Below are 16,533 nucleotides of genomic sequence, written 5' to 3'. Positions count from 1 at the left end.
TCTTCGGCTTGTCCACGGGCCTGTGATTACTGGCCATTGACCTCGCCCATCACCTTCATGATTTCCGCATCGGCGGTATCGCCGTCGAGCTCCCACGAGAACACGCCGCGCAGGTTGTTCTGCTTCACGTAGTTGACCTTCGTGCGTACCGTGGCGGGCGTGTCGTACGACCAGAACGTGGTGCCGTCGAACTTCCAGGACTGCTTCGCCACCGGATGCTCGTAAACCTTCCCGGGCTTGTTGACGAGGATCTTGTAGTCCTCGATGCCCGCCTCGTACGCGCCAGCGGCGGGCTTGGCTGCGGGCTGATAGAGTCCGTCGCCCTTCGGTCCCGGCGTGACGCCCGTCCATCCGCGTCCGTACATCGGCACGCCGACGACGATCTTCGACGCGGGGACGCCCGCGGCGAGCAGTCCCTTGACCGAGGCATCGACGTTGTAAGTCTTGCCCATCTCGGTCTTCGCGTTCGGGCTCTCCGGATCGACGTACAGGTTCGACTGGAAGTCCGTGGGACCCGTCGCCTCCCAGCCGCCGTGATAGTCGTAGGACATGATGTTGATCCAGTCGAGCGACTTGCTGTATTCGCCGGGCTCCGTATTGGCGATCTTGTCGCCTCCGGAACCGATCGCGACGGTCAGCAGCAGCCGCTTGCCGATCTGGGAGCCAGCAGCATCGAGTTGCCGGCGGAACTCCGCAAGCAACGCGGTGAAGTTCTTTTTGTCGTTCGGATCGACGATGTTGTACGGCTGGCCGCCGCCGCCCGGGAATTCCCAGTCGATGTCGATGCCGTCGAACACTCCCGCGCCCACACCCTCTCCACCGGCATTGCCGCCCGAGTCGAACGGCAGGTTGCCCTTGATGTAGAGATTGATGCATGAAGAGACCAGCTGCTTGCGCAAGGCGTCGGTCGATGCGGCGCGGCCGAACCACTTGGACCACGTCCATCCCCCGATCGAAATCATGACCTTGAGGCTCGGATACTTCTTCTTGAGCTGCAGCAGCTGGTTGAAATTGCCTTTGAGCGGGCCCGCCTTGCCGTTCCGCGGGTCATCCCACGCAAAGCCCCACGCGTCGGCCGTGCCATCGACGGACTCCGCACTCGTGAAGCCCTTCTGGTAATCCGCCCAGCCATCGCCACCGGTGCCCGCTTCAGGATTGTTCGGGTCCGTGGCCCCTGGCTCCGCCTTGGTGATGATGTCGCACTCGTAGCCACCGTTCTTGGCATAGACGTTGCCGAACGCGTAGTTGATGAACGTGAGGTGCCGCGCGGCGCCCGACGTGTCGATGTTCTTGACCTTGTAGTTGCGCCCATAGATGCCCCACTGCGCGAAATATCCACCCACCTCGCGCGCCCCCGATGGCGCCGGAGCCGGCACGGGACTGGGTGCGGGCGCCGGTGCGGGTGCCGGCGTTGGTGCCGGTGCTGGCGCGGGTGCCGGTGCCGGTGCCGGCGCTGGTGCCGGTGCCGGTGCTGGTGCCGGTGCCGGTGCCGGTGCCGGTGCCGGTGCCGGTGCGGGTGCTGGTGCTGGTGCCGGTGCCGGTGCCGGTGCCGGTGCGGGTGCGGGTGCGGGTGCGGGTGCGGGTGCCGGGCTCGGCGCGGGCGTGCCCGAGCATGCGCCGAGATCTTCCCAGACGCCCCACGCGCCAGACTGAGCGGGATTTTCCCCCTGCGTCCACCACTTGTTGCGATAGTTGCGCCCGTTATAGGTGACGCGCGTGCCCGCCTCCGCGTAGGCCTGGCTCCCCGACCAGGCGGCAAAGCACCCCGAGGCGGGCGCCGGGGCCGGCGCGGGACTCGGACTGGGTGTTGGTGCCGGAGAGGGTGCCGGAGAGGGCGATGGAGACGGTGCCGGTGCGGGCGAAGGCGCTGGCGCCGGCGCCGGACTGGGGGTCCCTGCCGGCCCCAGATCGCGCCACAACGTCGGCGAAGCCGCCGGATTCCATCCCGCGCCCACAAACGCCGTATGCGCCTGCATCGCTTCATAGAGACGCCCGTTGTAGGTGACCCGTGTGCCGGTCGCATACGTGGCGCCCTCCTGCCAGGCCTGCTGCGCAAAGGCGGCGCCGGCCAGCATCGCGAATACCGCGGGCAACAATGAGCGTTTCATGACGCGCCCCCTATTTTTTGATTATGACGCCTACGAATTCCGCTTTTTTTCAAAATTTATTATTTAAAACAAAAGCAACCTGAAATCATTCCTCTGCAAGCACAGAGGCGGCGTTTCTAGTCACAAAAGACCAAATCATCCAGACATATGCGCCGTGAAATCAGCATAGCCTTCCGCATGCGTTGCGCAAGCATTCACGAATGAATTAAGGATTAATTTTATTTCAATAGAATCGATTCAATGACGATGCACAATTAGCGCAGTCACCCGAAGCAAAGAGTCGGCCGGCGTGCAATCCTTGACATTTCGTCCATAGTTGCACAAACTGTAAAGATGAAAGCCCGCCCCACCCGAGCCCGATCCGGCACTCGCACCCGCACCCCTGAGCAGCACACCATGCTGGAACAGCTGAGGCAGATCGCCGACGGCCTCGGCCAGACGCTCGCGCCGTTCTGCGAGGTCGTGGTGCACGACCTGCTGGAGCCCGACCAGGCCATCCTCGCGATCCATAACAGCCTGTCCGGCCGCCAGGTCGGCGACCCGGCAACGGAACTGGGCATGGCGCGGATCGCGGATCCGGACTTCACGCAGGTGCTCGCGAACTATGCGAACCAGTTCGCGGATGGGCGGCAGGCGAAGAGCACGTCGATCGGCATCAAGGACTCAAGCGGGCGTTATATCGCCGCGCTTTGCCTGAACCTCGACCTGACCCTGTTCCGCGGATTGCAGAGCGCGATGAACCAGTTCATGCGGATGGACGCCGAGGCTCCGCGCGAATCGCTGGACCCGGCGGGCGCGGATGCCATTCGCGCGCGCATCGACGCCTTCGCCGCGCGCCACGCCACCACACCGCGTGCCCTGCGCACCGACGAGCGCCGTACGCTGCTGGCCGAACTGAAGGCCGCCGGACTGCTCGACGTGCGGCGCGCCATGGAAACCATTGCCGCGCACCTCGGCGTGTCGCGTGCCTCCGTCTATAGCTATGCCCGCTGAACGAACCACCCCGCCAACGAGCCCGCTCCGACCTGCCGACGCCAGGCTCCTGCTGCTCGACAAGCACGCCGTGGAATCGCTGCTGCATCCCGACGACGTGCTGCGCGCCACCCGCGAAGCCTTCACGCTGCACAGCGAGCGCGAAGGCCGCGTGTTTCCCGTCATTCGAGAATCACTGCCGGCCGGCGGCGTGTTCGGCATCAAGGCGGGCGATGTCCCCGCGCAGGGCCTGCTCGGTTTCAAGGCCGCGGGCTTCTGGCCGGCGAATCGAAAGCAAGGCGGCGAACCGCATCAGGCGACGATCCTCCTGATCGATCCCCTGACGGGGCGCCCGGTCTGCATGATCGATGGCAACGCGATCACCACCGCGCGGACGGGCGCGGCCGGCGGCATCGGCCTGCAACAGCTCGCACGGCCAGACAGCGCCGCGTTGTGCGTGTTCGGAACCGGCGTGCAGGCGCGCGTGCAGGCGGCATTCGCGCTCCGATTGATGCCGTCGTTGCGCAACGTACGCTATGTCAGCCACAGCGGCGCGCCCGATGCCGCGTTCGAGGCGGCGATCGGCGCCGCTATCGCTTCCACAAGCGCTTCCACAAGCGCGTCCGCAAGCGCAACGGGCACCGCGCGATGCACGGTAACGCATGCCGCCGACCCGAATCGCGCCGTCAGCGAGAGCGACATCGTCATCACCGCCACACCGGGCCGCGGTCCGCTGTTCGATGCGGACGCCCTGCAGCCCGGCACGCACATCAACGCGGTCGGCACCGACACGCGCGGCAAGCGCGAATTGCCCCACGGTGTGCTCGAGCGCGCGATCGTTGTCGCCGACGACCGCGAGCAATCGGTCACGATCGGCGAGCGCCAGTGGGCGCCCGGCGTGGCATGCATCGAGATCGGCGATCTGCTGACGGGCAAGGCCTCCATCGCGCGGCAGCGCGGCGATATCACCGTGTTCGACATGACGGGTCTGGCGTTGCAGGACCTGACCGTCGGGCGCATGATCCACGAACGAGCCATGGCGGAGGGCGCGGGTACCGCCCTCGCATGGCCCTGGTAATTCACTACAGCCACGAACCATGACCGACCTCACCCTGCCCACTTACGCCGATGTCGAAGCCGCCGCGAAGCGGATCGAGGGCTACGCGCACAAGACCCCCGTCATGACGTCCCGCACGGTCAACGACCTGCTCGGCGCCGAAGTGTTCTTCAAGTGCGAGAACCTGCAGCGCATGGGCGCGTTCAAATTCCGCGGCGGCTTCAACGCCCTGTCGCGGTTCACTCCCGAGCAACGCCGCGCGGGCGTGGTCGCGTTCTCGTCGGGCAATCACGCGCAGGCCATCGCGCTGTCCGCGCGCCTGCTGGGCATGCCCGCGACGATCATCATGCCGCATGACGCCCCCGCGGCGAAGGTCGCGGCGACCAAGGGCTATGGCGGCAACGTCGTGGTGTACGACCGCTACAAGGAAGACCGCGAAGCCATCGGCCGGAAGCTCGCCGAGGAACACGGCATGACGCTGATCCCGCCGTACGACCATCCGGACGTGCTGACGGGCCAGGGCACCGCGGCGAAGGAATTGTTCGAGGAAGCCGGCGCGCTCGACGCCATCTTCACGCCGCTGGGCGGCGGCGGCCTGCTCTCGGGCACGGCGCTGGCCACCCGCGCGCTCGCCCCGCAATGCAGGATCTACGGCGTGGAACCGGAAGCCGGCAACGACGGCCAACGCTCGTTCCGCTCCGGCGAAATCGTGAACATCGCCACGCCGAAGACCATCGCCGACGGCGCGCAAACGCAGCACCTTGGGGACTACACGTTCGGCATCATCCGCCGCGACGTCACCGACATCCTCACCGCCACGGACGCGCAACTGGTCGACGCCATGCGCCTGTTCGCCGCCCGCATGAAGATCCTCGTCGAACCGACAGGCGCCCTTGGCCTGGCCGGCGCGTTCACGATCAAACCCGAACTGCAGGGCAAACGCATCGGCGTGATCATCAGCGGCGGCAACGTCGACCTGGAACGCTTCTGCGAGTTGTTGGCCGCATAACGGCTCAGCCGGGAGGCCGGGTCACATCTCCCCGGCCTGCTTGACCTCGTCGCGGGTGCCGCTGGTCGGCTCGGGGGCGAGTTGCAGGAAAATCCAGGCGGATGCCGCCGTGATGACGCCGAGGCAGAGGAACGTCGTGTGGAATGCGGGCAGGACGGCCATGCCGGAATGGCGGCCGATGCCTTGCTGGAAGGTGGACAGCAGCGCCCCGGCCGACGTCACGGCGAGGCTCATCGAGAGCATCTGCACCATGGACAGCATGCTGTTGCCGCTGCTGGCGGTGTTGCCGCCCAGGTCCTTGAGCGTGACCGTGTTCATTGCCGTGAACTGGATCGAGTTCACCGCGCCGAAAATGGCCAGCTGCACGATGGTCAGCGCGAGGGGCCGGCCAGGCGAAATCAGCGCGAACGATGCGATGACAATGCCCACCAGCACCGTATTGGTCGTCAGCACGCGCCGATACCCATGTTTCTCGATGAGCGCGGTGGCCAGCCGCTTGGCGCCCATGCCCGCCGCCGTCACCGGCAACATCATCAGCCCCGCGTCGAATGGCGAGAAGCCGAGGCTCACCTGCAGCGTGAGCGGGATCAGGAAGGGCATCGCGCCGTTGCCGATCCGCGCGAACAGGTTGCCGAGCAAACCGACGCTGAAAGCGTGGATGCGGAACAACCGCAGCGGAAACAGCGGCTGACGCCGCCGTCGCGCATGCAATACGTACACCGTGAGCGCGCCCAGGCTTGCGATCAGCAGCATCAGCACGACCGCTGGCTGAAAACCGAGCTCGGCCAGCCCGTCGAGCGCGAACGACAGCGTCACCATCGCCACGGCAAGCAGAAAGTACCCGCCAAGATCGAAGGAGCCGATACCGGGCAGCCGCGCATTCGGCATGTACCGGATAGTCGCGATCGCGCCGATCACCCCCACCGGCACATTGATCAGGAAGATCCAGTGCCACGAAAACGTCTGGGTCAGCCAGCCGCCGAGCGTCGGCCCGATCAGCGGACCGATCATCCCGGGAATCGCCACGAAGCTCAGCGCCTGAAGATACTGGTCGCGCGGGAACGTTCGCAGTACCGATAACCGCCCGACCGGCAGCAGCATCGCCCCACCCACCCCCTGCACGACGCGCGCGATGACGAGCACGGTCAGCGACTGCGCCCATGCGCAAAGCAGCGATCCCAGCACGAACAGCGCGATGGCGACCTGAAAGATGGTGCGCGTCCCGAAACGGTCGGCCAGCCAGCCCGAAGCAGGAATGATCACGGCCATCGTCAGGGAGTACGCAATGATGACCGACTGCATGCGCAGCGGACTCTCGCCGAGGCTCGCCGCCATGGCTGGCAACGCGGTATTGACGATCGTCGAGTCGAGCGTCTGCATGAAAAAGCCGACCGCGACGACCCACAACATGATGCGCAGGTTGCGGTCGTCCGGCAAAGACGTGGGCATTCGGGAAACTCCGGGAGGGGGTGCGGCAGCGCGGCGAGCCAGCGCGGCGAAAACCCAGACCTTATGCCCGGCACGGCTTCCGTGGCAAGTCAGCCGATCGCTGACACCATGGCCAGCAGGGTCACAGACCGCAGCGGCATGCTGCGCTGCAGCACGACCACGGCCATGATGGATCGGTACCGGTTTGGCGGTAACGGTAATACCTTGGTTTGGGGGTGTCTGGAAACTTCTCGCGCGTAGGGGTACGCTGATGGGCAGCCCCGTTAAGGGCCCCGTGCGCGCGCATCGGTGCGGGATGTTTCCCCCACGCTAAGACAGGAGTCACCATGAAGACCATCGCTGCCGTCGCCGCCCTCGCCCTGCTGTCCACCGGCATGGCATACGCGGCGGGCCCGGCCAACCCGGCCGACCGCTACGACTACAACATGCGGACCACGAACAAGGACGGCTACGTGCCCGATCCCAACCGCATCAGCAACAAGGACGGCTACACGCCCGACGCCAATCGCGTGACCAACAAGGACGGCTATATCCCGGATACGGCCAAGAACGACAAGTTCGATCCGTACACGCAGGGCGCCCGCCAGAACACCGCCAGCGCGCTGGTCGATGACAAGGCCGCCAAGCCCGCCAAGAAAAAGTCGTCGGCCCACAAGAAGGCACCGGCGGACGCCACGAAGTAATCGGCGACACCCAGCCGTAACACGCCCCTCTCCCCCCTCCCCTCTGGAGGGGGGGATTCTTCCCCATAATTCCCTCGCTCTACCCTTCAGGAATGCTTCCACCGCGCCGTTAATGGTCGATGCAGGGAGTTTTCTCCCGCGCTTCCCTCAACGAATCGAACGAATCGGACGACATTCATGGATACATCCGTTGTCAGCGCGGCCAGCAATGCGGGCAATAATCCCGTACCGCTGTTGATGCTGCGCAAGTCGCTGGACATGCAGGCCGCGGGCGTGGCCGCGCTGCTTCAGGGCATGCCGCAGGTGTCCCCTTCCAGCAACCCGCCGCATCTCGGCCAGAACATCGACATCAAGGTTTGACGAACGGGTACCGGACACGCGCGGAAGCGTTCGGTGCCGTATACCACCACGTGCGGACGTAGGGGGGCGAGAATATAAACCGAACTGCGAAGGTTATCGTGGAAAAACGCCACGTTGTGCGAAAACGCCAACTGCCGGCCCTTCGGCAGCCCGCGGCCATCGCCAAGCGTAAGCCCTCGTATTAGAATCGGTCGCTCACTTGTCATTCGTTGCCGCCAGCCTGGTGGATTTCTGGAGATTGCGTTGTTGCACGCTGGCTCTCGTCCGGTGTTTTTACTCGGGTCCCGACTCATGTCGTCCACGCACGCGAACCAGAAAAACCCACGCTGAGGAACTCGATGACCTCGATTACGTTTGATGTGGCTCTGGCTCACGACCCCGTCGACCGGGATTTCGTGGCGCTCGATGTCCTGTCCGCGGGGTCCGGCGAGAGCCCGGACGATGGCGCGGCCGAACGCGAAGGCTGGGCACTGCTGGAGGCCACGGGCGACCTGGCCCTGCTGACCGAGACCGCCGGCCGCATCCGCCGCGCCACCGAGTCGTCGGCGTTGCTGCTCGACTATCCCCGCGAATACCTGCTCCGCGTGTCCGTGCTCGACATCGTTGCGGCCGAGGAACGCCAGCGCCTGGCCTGGCTGCTCCAGCGCTGCGCGCAGGACGGCACCGTGCGACGCGACCGCTTCCGCTTCGTCTGCGGCATCCGCAGCAGCCGCTGGATCGATCTGCGCATCACGCGGCGCCTCGGCGACGACCGCACCGAACTGCTCCTGACGGGTCACGACGTGACAGATTGGGTGGAGAACGAGCGCCAGCTGGTCGAACTCTCCTATCAGGACCCTCTCACGGGCGCCGGCAACCGTGCCTTCATGCGCAAGCGCATCGCCGAATTCGCCGCGCGCGGCACGCCCGGCCAGTTGTTCGCGCTGGCGCTCATGGATCTCGACGGTTTCAAGAAGGTCAACGATTCGCTCGGGCACGAGTTCGGCGACGCGCTGCTGAAGGAAATCGGCAAGCGGCTCCAGGACGCCCTGCGCTCGCGCAATATGGTCGCGCGGCTCGGCGGCGATGAATTCGTGCTGCTGCTGGAAGGGCTCGACTCCGAATCGGAAGCGATACGCATTCTCGAACGTGTGATCCACGTGAGCCGCCAGCCGTTCCATCTGGGCGGCTGCCAGGTACGCATCACGACGAGCATCGGGCTGGCCTTCTGGGGTTCGGCTTCGCACCCGACCGACGCGCCGCTGACGGAATCGCAATGGCTGCGCCGCGCCGACCTCGCGATGTACGAGGCCAAGGCGCTCGGCAAGAACCGCTACTGCCTGTACTCGCCAGAGTTCGAGCACCGGCTCGACGAGCAGTTCCGCATCGAACAAAGCATGTTCGAAGCCGTGCAGAACGGCGAATTCCTGCTGCATTACCAGCCAATCGTGTGGCCGGAGACCGGCGAGGTCTGCGCCACCGAGGCGCTGATGCGGTGGGAGCATCCGCAGGGCGCCATCGCCCCGGACGTCTTCATTCCGATGGCCGAGAACAACGGGCTGATCAAGCATCTCGGCGCCTGGGCGCTGCGTTGCGCGTGCGCGCAGCTCGCCAGTTGGGACGCTCAGGGCTTTCACGTGCAGCACATGTCGGTCAACGTGTCGCCGGTGCAGTTCCGCCATCCGGGCTTCCTGGACAGCGTGCGGAACGCGATCCATGACGCGCGCATCGCCCCGGACCGCGTGGTGCTGGAGATCACCGAAAGCGCGCTGATGACCGATCCCGCCGCGACCGAGTCGCTACTCACGGAACTGCGCGCGCTCGGCATCCGCTTTGCCGTCGACGACTTCGGCACCGGATACTCGAGCCTGTCCTACCTGCGCCGCTTCCCGCTGTCCGCGCTCAAGATCGACCGCAGCTTCGTCAGCGACATGATGGACTCCCCGCATGCACGCACGATCGTGTCCGCGGTCATGTCGCTGTCGCGCGAACTCGGCCTCGTGGCCATCGCGGAAGGCGTGGAGTCCGACGCGCAGGCCCAGTTGCTGTCGGCGCAGGGCTGCACCCTCGTGCAGGGATGGCGCTATGCGCAGGCACTGCCGCCCGGCGAGTTCGAGCGTTCCCTGCGCGCCGGTACGCTGCGGCTGGGTAAGACCGACGTGTTCCCATCGCAGGGGCAGGCATGAGAAAAGCCGCCTTCTTCGAGACGCTCTGGAACAGGATGGCGCAGCAGGGGGACTTCCCCACGCTGCAGTATTCCGTCGATAACATCTTCAAGACGCTGCAGAGCGAGCTCAACGTCGGCGAAATGGCCGCGAGCGTGCTGTCGGACTTCAGCCTGTCGCAAAAGGTCATTCGCCTCGCCAACTCGGCGATGTACCGCTCGTTCGGCGGCGAGGTCACAACGGTCTCCCGCGCGATTCTCGTACTGGGCGTGGAGGCGATCAGCCATCTGACGCTCGGCGTGCAGTTGCTCGACTACTTCCACGGCGTGGCCCCGAGCCGTCCGCAGGCCGCGCGCGCGATGACGCAGGCGCTCGTCGCGGGCGAGATCACCCGCGCGCTCAGCAATGCGCGCGGCATCAACGAAGGCGAGGAAGCGGTTGTCTGCACGTTGATGCACCACATGAGCCGCCTGTTGCTCGTGTTCTATTTCCCCGACGAGTGGGAGCGCATCCAGGCGCTGACCGAATCGGGCGACATGGTCGAGACGGACGCGTGCGTCGAGGTCGTCGGCGTTTCGCTGGCCGAGATCGCGGAAGCCGCCGCCATCAAATGGCGCCTGCCTGGCCTCATTGCCAATACGATGAGCCACCGACCGGTGACCTCGGAAACCGTCATCGAGACCCATGCCGACTGGCTCGGCGCGATGGCGCAGGTCTCCTCTCAGGCCGCCGCGGCAATGACGCGCGATGCCGCGCCCGAGGACATCGAAGCCATGTTGAGCGAGCACGCCCGCGTGCTGGGCCTCGATGCCGCCGACATCCGCTTTGCCATCCGTCAGGCCGGCACGTTGAGCGCCTCCATCGCCGAAGCCGAAGCACCCGCCGCGGAGGCCCCCGCCCCCGAGGGCAAGCCCGGCGATGCGCTCGAACGCCTGCGGATCGGCCTTGAGGAGGTGCGTCGCGAGGGCGCGGCACTGTCGATCGGCCAGATGGCGCCGCTCGCGCTGGAGTCCGTCATGCGCGCGCTCAATTTCGAGCACTGCTTCCTGATGGTGCTGAACCCCGGCGCCAAGCGCTTCGATGCGCGGCTCGGCTTCGGCAACGGCGTGCGCGAGAAACTGGAAGCGCTGTCGTTCGAAGAAGGCTTCGTCCCCGACATCTTCCATTTCGCGACGATCTCCCCGCGGCCCCTCCAGTTCGAGGACACGTTCGACCCCGAGGTGGCGCAGCGCGTGCCGCGCTGGTATCGCGACGCGATGCCCGAGGCCCGCTCCGTGATGCTCGCGCCCGTCAAGCTGCGCAACCGCTGCGTCGCGCTGCTTTGCGGCGACTGGGGCGCGACGTGCTGCGCGGGCGGACTGGCCGATGCCGAGCTCGAGCTCGTCGATGCGTTTGCCGGGGAAATCGCGGCCAGCTTCCTGCGATCGGCCGCTTCGCAAGCCGCAAGGTAGATACAGGGAATCGATACGGGGAATCGATACAGGGAATATTCCGGCGCGCTCGCGTGTTCATAGAACATGCAGACGCGCGATCTGTCTCAGATGTGAGGAGCGTGGATGCACTATGCTCATCATTGCCCCGTACGGAGACCCGAGATGTCCGCCATCCCCCATCGACCTTACCAACCGCGCCGCATCCGCATGGCGGCGCTGGCCGCGGCCGCGGCCACCGCGGCAGCCATGGTGCTCGCCGGCTGCGCGCAGCTGCAACCCGTGCAGACCGCCGACAAGCTCATCGGCAGCCCCGAGAGCGCCGTGCGCCAGACCTTCGGCGAGCCGACCGATACCTTTCAACTCGCTGACGGCACCACGCGCTGGATCTACTCGAAACAGCCGTACGGCTACGACATCTACGCCGCGGATTTCGACGCGAACGGCCGCCTGAAGAACTTTCGGGAAATGCTGACCGAAGCGGAGATCTACAAGGCGCAGCCGGGCGTCTGGACGAAGAAGGACGTGCTCGAGCGCTGGGGCAGGCCCCGCGAGCCGATCAACTACTACCCGCTGATGAAGCGCGAGGCGTGGTCGTATCGCATGTACGTGTCGCCGTACCAGCCCGCGCACTTCAGCGTCTACTTCACGGACGCCGGCGTGGTCGATCGGACCATGATCATTCTCGACGCACGCGGCGACCGTAACCGCCGTTGATCCCGGCGGGCTATGAGGGGTCTTTGGTACGTGTCCGCGACACCGCGGACATGATGCCGATACCGAGCACGATCACGCATGCAATGCCGATATAGACCTGCGACACGCCCATCGTGACGAGTCCCCATGCAATGCCGCCGACAAGCAGCAGCACACCGATCAGGTAGAGCGAAAACGACATATGACACCTCCGGATGTTTGCAGCCTGATTCAATGTAGGCAGCACGCCATCCGACAGACATCGGAGAGCGACGGAGAGCGTTGTAGGCCGGTTCCTACCCGACTGCCCATCGGGCTTATGGCTGCACCGAGAGCTCGCGCTTGAGCGTGCGCAGGACAAAGGTAGAATGGCTGTGGCGCAGGCCGGGCAGCTTGTAGAGTTTGTGCCGCAAAAACTCCTCGTACCCTTCGGTGCCCGCCACCGCCACCTTGATCAGATAGTCGTACTCCCCCGTCAGCAGGTGAGCCTCCAGGACTTCCGGCAACTCGGCGAGCGCTTCGCCGAAGCGGTGCAGCATGTCGTCGTCGTGACGGTCCAGCGTGACTTCGATCAGCACCGTGTCCGGCAAACCCAATGCCTTCTGGTTCAATAGCGCGGCATAGCCATCGATGACACCGGCTTCCTCCAGCGCGCGAACGCGGTTCCAGCAGGGCGTGGCGGACAGGCCGACGCGCTCGGCCAGCTTCGTATTCGAGATGCGGCCGTCGCGCCGCAGTTCGCGGAGGATGCGGCGATCGACGTCGTCGAGTTTCGGAGGGAAATTCATGGCGTGGCCCAAAATTTGGAACGAATTTCTCGTGAGTCTACACGTTCCAGTGGAATCTTCTCTATTTCGACGTATATCGCAGAAAAATGAGAAGCCTATTTTGAGGGGCCGCTGGTACAGTGTCCCTCATCGCACCCACCCTACCGACCGCCGCCATGTCCGCCACTATGTCCGCCACTATGTCTGCCGCTTTGTCGCTCCCGACGCTGCAACTCGACCTCCGCCTCCATGGCACCGACACGTTCGGCACGCTCGAATGGGTGCTCGCGAGCGCCCGCCGTACCGGTCTGTCGTTGCAGCAGATGCATATGCAGGGGCGCACCGCGCGTCTCGTGACGGAGGCGCCGGAGGCTGGCCTGCTGCAATTGTTCCTGCGGCGCGTCGAGCAGGGCGTGGATCTGGCGGTGCTCGAGGCCGAGTTCACCGAACAGGAAGACATCGAGGCGGCCGACACCGCGGAGGCCCTGGCCGCCTGATATCGGGCCGCACCTCAGGCGCCCTCAGGCGGCCAGCAACTCGATGCCGTCGAGTTCGGCCGCGCAGGTGTCGCGGACGATCGCCACGAAGTCGTCCACATAGGGCCGCTCCGCCATCGCGGACGGCACCGTCGCGAATAGCTCGCTCCACAGCCCCTTCGCCCCGATACGCTTGGCCAGCACGTAGTCATGGTCGACGTAGTTCTTGACGCCCCAGTTCGGTAGCGCGGCCACGCCGCGCCGGCTCGCCACGAGTTGCAGCACGGCCACGGTCAGTTCGGCCGTGCGCCGCTGCAGCCGGATGCCCGCGGGCTCCAGCACCTCCCGAATCAGATCGATGCGCGTCTCGGGCACCGGATAGGTGATCAGCGTCTCCCCAGCGAGGTCCTGCGCCTCGATCCGCCGCTTGTTGCGCAGCCGGTGCTCGTTGGCGATGACCGCCAGAATCTCGAAGCGGAACAGCGGTGCGACGACGAGCCCGCGCCGCGTTGGCGGCCGGGAGCCGATCACCATATCGGCACGGCCTTCCGCGATCAGCGAAAGTGGATCCGCATGGAAGCCCGCGACGAGGTCGACCTCCACCTCCGGCCAGCGTCGTCGAAACTCGTCCATCACGGGCATGAGCCAGTCGAAACACGTATGGCATTCGAGCACCACACGCAGTTCGCCGCTGGTGTCGCCCTTGAGGCGAACGAGGTCGCGCTCGGCCGCGCTGATCGCCGCCAGCGTCTCGCGCGCAAGCGCCAGCAGCCGCTCGCCCGCCGGCGTAAAGCGCAACCCCTGGCGCGTGCGGTCGAACAGCGCCATGCCGTAGTGCGATTCGATCGCCTTGATCTGATGCGATAGCGCCGACTGGCTCACGTGCACACGCTCGGCGGCCACCGCGAGCTTGCCCGATTCCGCGATCGCCACCAGCGAACGGAAATGCCTGACTTCAATCATGTGCCGCCCGCTCTCTCATGGGAATATGAAATAGATTCATACTATGTTTAAAACTTGTCGCTTGATTCATTCTAGCCGCGAAAGGACACTGGGCGCCACCTTAAATTTCCGCTTCTCGCGTCATGCCCCTTACCCACACGCTCGGCTTTCCGCGCATCGGCGCGCGCCGTGAACTGAAGTTCGCGCTCGAATCGTTCTGGCACGGCGACATGGATGCCCCCGCTGAAGCGACGCTGCGCGCGACCGGCGCCGCGCTGCGTCAGCGCCATTGGCGATTGCAGTCCGATCGCGGACTCGGCCACGTCGCCGTCGGCGACTTCGCACTCTACGATCACGTGCTGAACACCACTGTGCTGCTCGGCGCCCTGCCCCGCCGGTTCGGCTTCGACGCGGCACAGCTCACGCTCGCGCAGTCCTTCGAACTCGCGCGCGGCAACGCGGCGCAGCCGGCGATGGAAATGACCAAGTGGTTCGACACGAACTACCACTACCTCGTGCCGGAACTCGACGCGGAGAGCACGTTCAACGGCGGTCCGACGTGGCTCCTCGACGAGGTCGACGAGGCCCGCGGCCACGGACACGCGGTGCGTCCCACGCTGATCGGCCCGGTCACCTACCTGTGGCTCGCCAAGAGCCACAGCCCGGGCTTCGATCGCCTGTCGCTGCTGCCGCGCGTCGTCGCCGCCTACGCGCGCATCCTGACGCAGCTTGCCGAACGCGGCATAGACTGGGTGCAGATCGATGAGCCCGCGCTGTGCACCGCGCTCGATACCCGCTGGCTCGATGCCTACGATATCGCGTATGAGGGGCTCGGGCGGCTCGGGGTCAAGCTGCTGCTGACGACGTACTTCGGTAACGCCGCGCCAGACCTGGCGCAGGCCGCGCGCATCGCGTCGCTGCCCGTGCATGGCATCCACCTCGACCTGGTCCGCGCGCCCGAGCAACTGGAGGCATGGATGCGCGTGTTGCCCGCGCATACGGTACTGTCCGCGGGCGTCGTCGATGGGCGCAATATCTGGCGCGCGGACCTGCGCGCCGTGCTCGCGCGGCTGCAGCCGCTGCACGCCGCGCTGGGCGACCGTCTCTGGCTCGCGCCGTCCTGCTCGCTCCTGCATGTGCCTGTCTCGCTCGAGGCCGAGCGGCGGCTCGATCCCGAACTGCGATCGTGGCTGGCATTCGCCACCGAGAAGCTCGACGAACTGCGCGTGCTCTCCATCGCGCTGACGAAGGGCGAGGCCGCGGTGGTCGCCGAACTGGCGGCCTCCGATGCCGCCCGCGCATCGCGAGCGGCCTCGCGTCGTGTGGTCAATGCGTCGGTGCGCAAGCGGCTCGCCGCCATCACGCCGGACATGACTGCGCGCACCAGCCCGTTCGAGACGCGCAACGCGGTACAACGCGCCGCGTTGAAACTGCCGCCGTTGCCGACGACCACCATCGGCTCCTTTCCGCAGACGCCCGCCATCCGGCAGGCACGGGCGGCGCACAAGCGCGGCGAGCTCGGCGCGCTTGCCTACCTCGAACGCATGCGCGCGGAGATCACGCTCGCGGTGCGCAAGCAGGAAGCGCTCGGGCTCGATGTGCTCGTCCATGGCGAGGCCGAGCGCAACGATATGGTCGAGTTTTTCGGTGAGCAACTGTGCGGCTACGCATTCACCGAAAACGGCTGGGTGCAGAGCTATGGCTCGCGCTGCGTGAAGCCGCCTGTGCTTTACGGCGACGTCTATCGCCCCGAGCCGATGACCGTCGATACCACGCGCTTTGCACAATCGCTGACGGACCGTCCGATGAAGGGCATGCTCACGGGCCCCGTCACGATGCTGCAGTGGTCGTTCGTGCGCGACGATCAGCCCCGCGCGACGACGGCGCGCCAGCTTGCGCTGGCCATTCGGGACGAAGTCGCCGATCTCGAGGCCGCGGGCATCCGCGTGATCCAGATCGACGAGCCCGCGTTGCGCGAAGGCCTGCCGCTGCGCGCCTCGGACTGGCCCGCGTATCTGGACTGGGCCGTCGAGGCGTTCCGGCTATCGGCATCGGGCGTGGCGGATCGGACGCAGATCCATACCCACATGTGCTATGCCGAGTTCAACGACATCCTTCCCGCCATCGCGTCCATGGATGCCGACGTCATCACGATCGAAACCTCGCGTTCGGCGATGGAACTGCTCGAAGGCTTTGGCGCGTTCGCGTATCCCAACGAGATCGGGCCCGGCGTGTATGACATCCATTCGCCGCGCGTGCCAGAGGTGTCCGCCATCACGCGGCTGCTGGAACGCGCATGCGAGGTGATTCCGCCGGAGCGGCTGTGGGTCAATCCAGACTGCGGCCTCAAGACGCGCGGCTGGGCGGAGACCGAGGCCGCGCTGACGAACATGGTCGCGGCCACGCGCCACCTGCGCGCGCGCCTCGCGGCGTAGGCCGT

General features: G+C 65.9%; 15 protein-coding genes. 10 read left to right on the top strand and 5 right to left on the bottom strand.

Annotated features, from left to right (window positions below; all coding sequences use genetic code 11):
• Window positions 1-26: 26 nt before the first annotated feature.
• Window positions 27-2,108, bottom strand: coding sequence for a glycosyl hydrolase family 18 protein (locus KHP16_RS11310; RefSeq protein WP_244835758.1), 2,082 nt, complete (start codon window positions 2,106-2,108; stop codon window positions 27-29).
• A 333-nt stretch (window positions 2,109-2,441) separates the two neighbouring features.
• Here KHP16_RS11310 and KHP16_RS11305 point away from each other — a divergent pair, with 333 nt between their 5' ends.
• Genes KHP16_RS11305 through KHP16_RS11295 form a run of 3 tightly spaced genes read left to right on the top strand, consistent with a single transcriptional unit; the run spans window position 2,442 to window position 5,146 of the window.
• Window positions 2,442-3,101: a helix-turn-helix transcriptional regulator gene (locus tag KHP16_RS11305; RefSeq protein ID WP_115953175.1), complete on the top strand. Its 660-nt coding sequence runs from the start codon at window positions 2,442-2,444 to the stop codon at window positions 3,099-3,101.
• Window positions 3,091-4,158 (top strand): ornithine cyclodeaminase family protein, encoded by a 1,068-nt coding sequence (locus KHP16_RS11300; protein ID WP_211960195.1) that lies wholly within the window; start codon window positions 3,091-3,093, stop codon window positions 4,156-4,158. The genes KHP16_RS11305 and KHP16_RS11300 overlap by 11 nt, the downstream gene beginning before the upstream one ends.
• 19 nt (window positions 4,159-4,177) lie before the next feature.
• Entirely contained in the window at window positions 4,178-5,146 is a 969-nt protein-coding gene (locus KHP16_RS11295; protein WP_109583258.1) for a threo-3-hydroxy-L-aspartate ammonia-lyase, read from the top strand.
• A 21-nt stretch (window positions 5,147-5,167) separates the two neighbouring features.
• Here KHP16_RS11295 and mdtD read toward each other — a convergent pair whose 3' ends face one another.
• Window positions 5,168-6,637 carry a multidrug transporter subunit MdtD gene (mdtD, locus tag KHP16_RS11290; protein ID WP_258308011.1) on the bottom strand — a complete coding sequence of 490 codons (1,470 nt, stop codon included), beginning with the start codon at window positions 6,635-6,637 and terminating at the stop codon, window positions 5,168-5,170.
• 284 nt (window positions 6,638-6,921) lie between these two features.
• Between mdtD and KHP16_RS11285 the strand changes: the two genes are divergently transcribed.
• The 5 genes from KHP16_RS11285 (at window position 6,922) to KHP16_RS11265 (ending at window position 11,929) form a co-directional block, all read left to right on the top strand.
• Window positions 6,922-7,278, top strand: coding sequence for a hypothetical protein (locus KHP16_RS11285; RefSeq protein ID WP_109583260.1), 357 nt, complete (start codon window positions 6,922-6,924; stop codon window positions 7,276-7,278).
• A 177-nt stretch (window positions 7,279-7,455) separates the two neighbouring features.
• The gene (locus tag KHP16_RS11280; protein WP_121491568.1) at window positions 7,456-7,638 is read left to right on the top strand and encodes a YjfB family protein; all 183 of its coding nucleotides are present in this window, start codon (window positions 7,456-7,458) and stop codon (window positions 7,636-7,638) included.
• A gap of 338 nt (window positions 7,639-7,976) precedes the next feature.
• On the top strand, window positions 7,977-9,803 hold the full coding sequence (locus KHP16_RS11275) for a putative bifunctional diguanylate cyclase/phosphodiesterase (protein WP_109583262.1): 1,827 nt from the start codon (window positions 7,977-7,979) through the stop codon (window positions 9,801-9,803).
• On the top strand, window positions 9,800-11,233 hold the full coding sequence (locus KHP16_RS11270; protein WP_109583263.1) for an HDOD domain-containing protein: 1,434 nt from the start codon (window positions 9,800-9,802) through the stop codon (window positions 11,231-11,233). Before KHP16_RS11275 ends, KHP16_RS11270 begins: the two co-directional genes overlap by 4 nt.
• A gap of 189 nt (window positions 11,234-11,422) precedes the next feature.
• Window positions 11,423-11,929, top strand: coding sequence for a hypothetical protein (locus KHP16_RS11265; RefSeq protein ID WP_109583737.1), 507 nt, complete (start codon window positions 11,423-11,425; stop codon window positions 11,927-11,929).
• Between the two features lie 10 nt (window positions 11,930-11,939).
• On the opposite strand, the gene KHP16_RS11260 is transcribed toward KHP16_RS11265, so the two are convergent.
• A complete protein-coding gene (locus KHP16_RS11260) occupies window positions 11,940-12,110 on the bottom strand; it encodes a hypothetical protein (protein WP_167468429.1) in 171 nt (56 codons plus the stop codon).
• A gap of 115 nt (window positions 12,111-12,225) precedes the next feature.
• Window positions 12,226-12,696 (bottom strand): Lrp/AsnC family transcriptional regulator, encoded by a 471-nt coding sequence (locus KHP16_RS11255; RefSeq protein ID WP_109583264.1) that lies wholly within the window; start codon window positions 12,694-12,696, stop codon window positions 12,226-12,228.
• 155 nt (window positions 12,697-12,851) lie between these two features.
• Between KHP16_RS11255 and KHP16_RS11250 the strand changes: the two genes are divergently transcribed.
• A complete protein-coding gene (locus KHP16_RS11250; RefSeq protein WP_244835757.1) occupies window positions 12,852-13,172 on the top strand; it encodes an AsnC family transcriptional regulator in 321 nt (106 codons plus the stop codon).
• 24 nt (window positions 13,173-13,196) lie between these two features.
• Here KHP16_RS11250 and KHP16_RS11245 read toward each other — a convergent pair whose 3' ends face one another.
• Window positions 13,197-14,114: a LysR family transcriptional regulator gene (locus tag KHP16_RS11245; protein WP_109583265.1), complete on the bottom strand. Its 918-nt coding sequence runs from the start codon at window positions 14,112-14,114 to the stop codon at window positions 13,197-13,199.
• Between the two features lie 122 nt (window positions 14,115-14,236).
• Between KHP16_RS11245 and metE the strand changes: the two genes are divergently transcribed.
• On the top strand, window positions 14,237-16,528 hold the full coding sequence (metE, locus tag KHP16_RS11240; protein WP_211960194.1) for a 5-methyltetrahydropteroyltriglutamate--homocysteine S-methyltransferase: 2,292 nt from the start codon (window positions 14,237-14,239) through the stop codon (window positions 16,526-16,528).
• Window positions 16,529-16,533: the final 5 nt, after the last annotated feature.

Origin of the sequence: Cupriavidus plantarum, from assembly GCF_905397285.1 — a bacterium.
In the GTDB taxonomy this organism is placed as follows: domain Bacteria; phylum Pseudomonadota; class Gammaproteobacteria; order Burkholderiales; family Burkholderiaceae; genus Cupriavidus; species Cupriavidus plantarum.
Note: the sequence above shows the minus strand (reverse complement) of the source record. Positions and strands in the feature narration are given on the sequence as shown.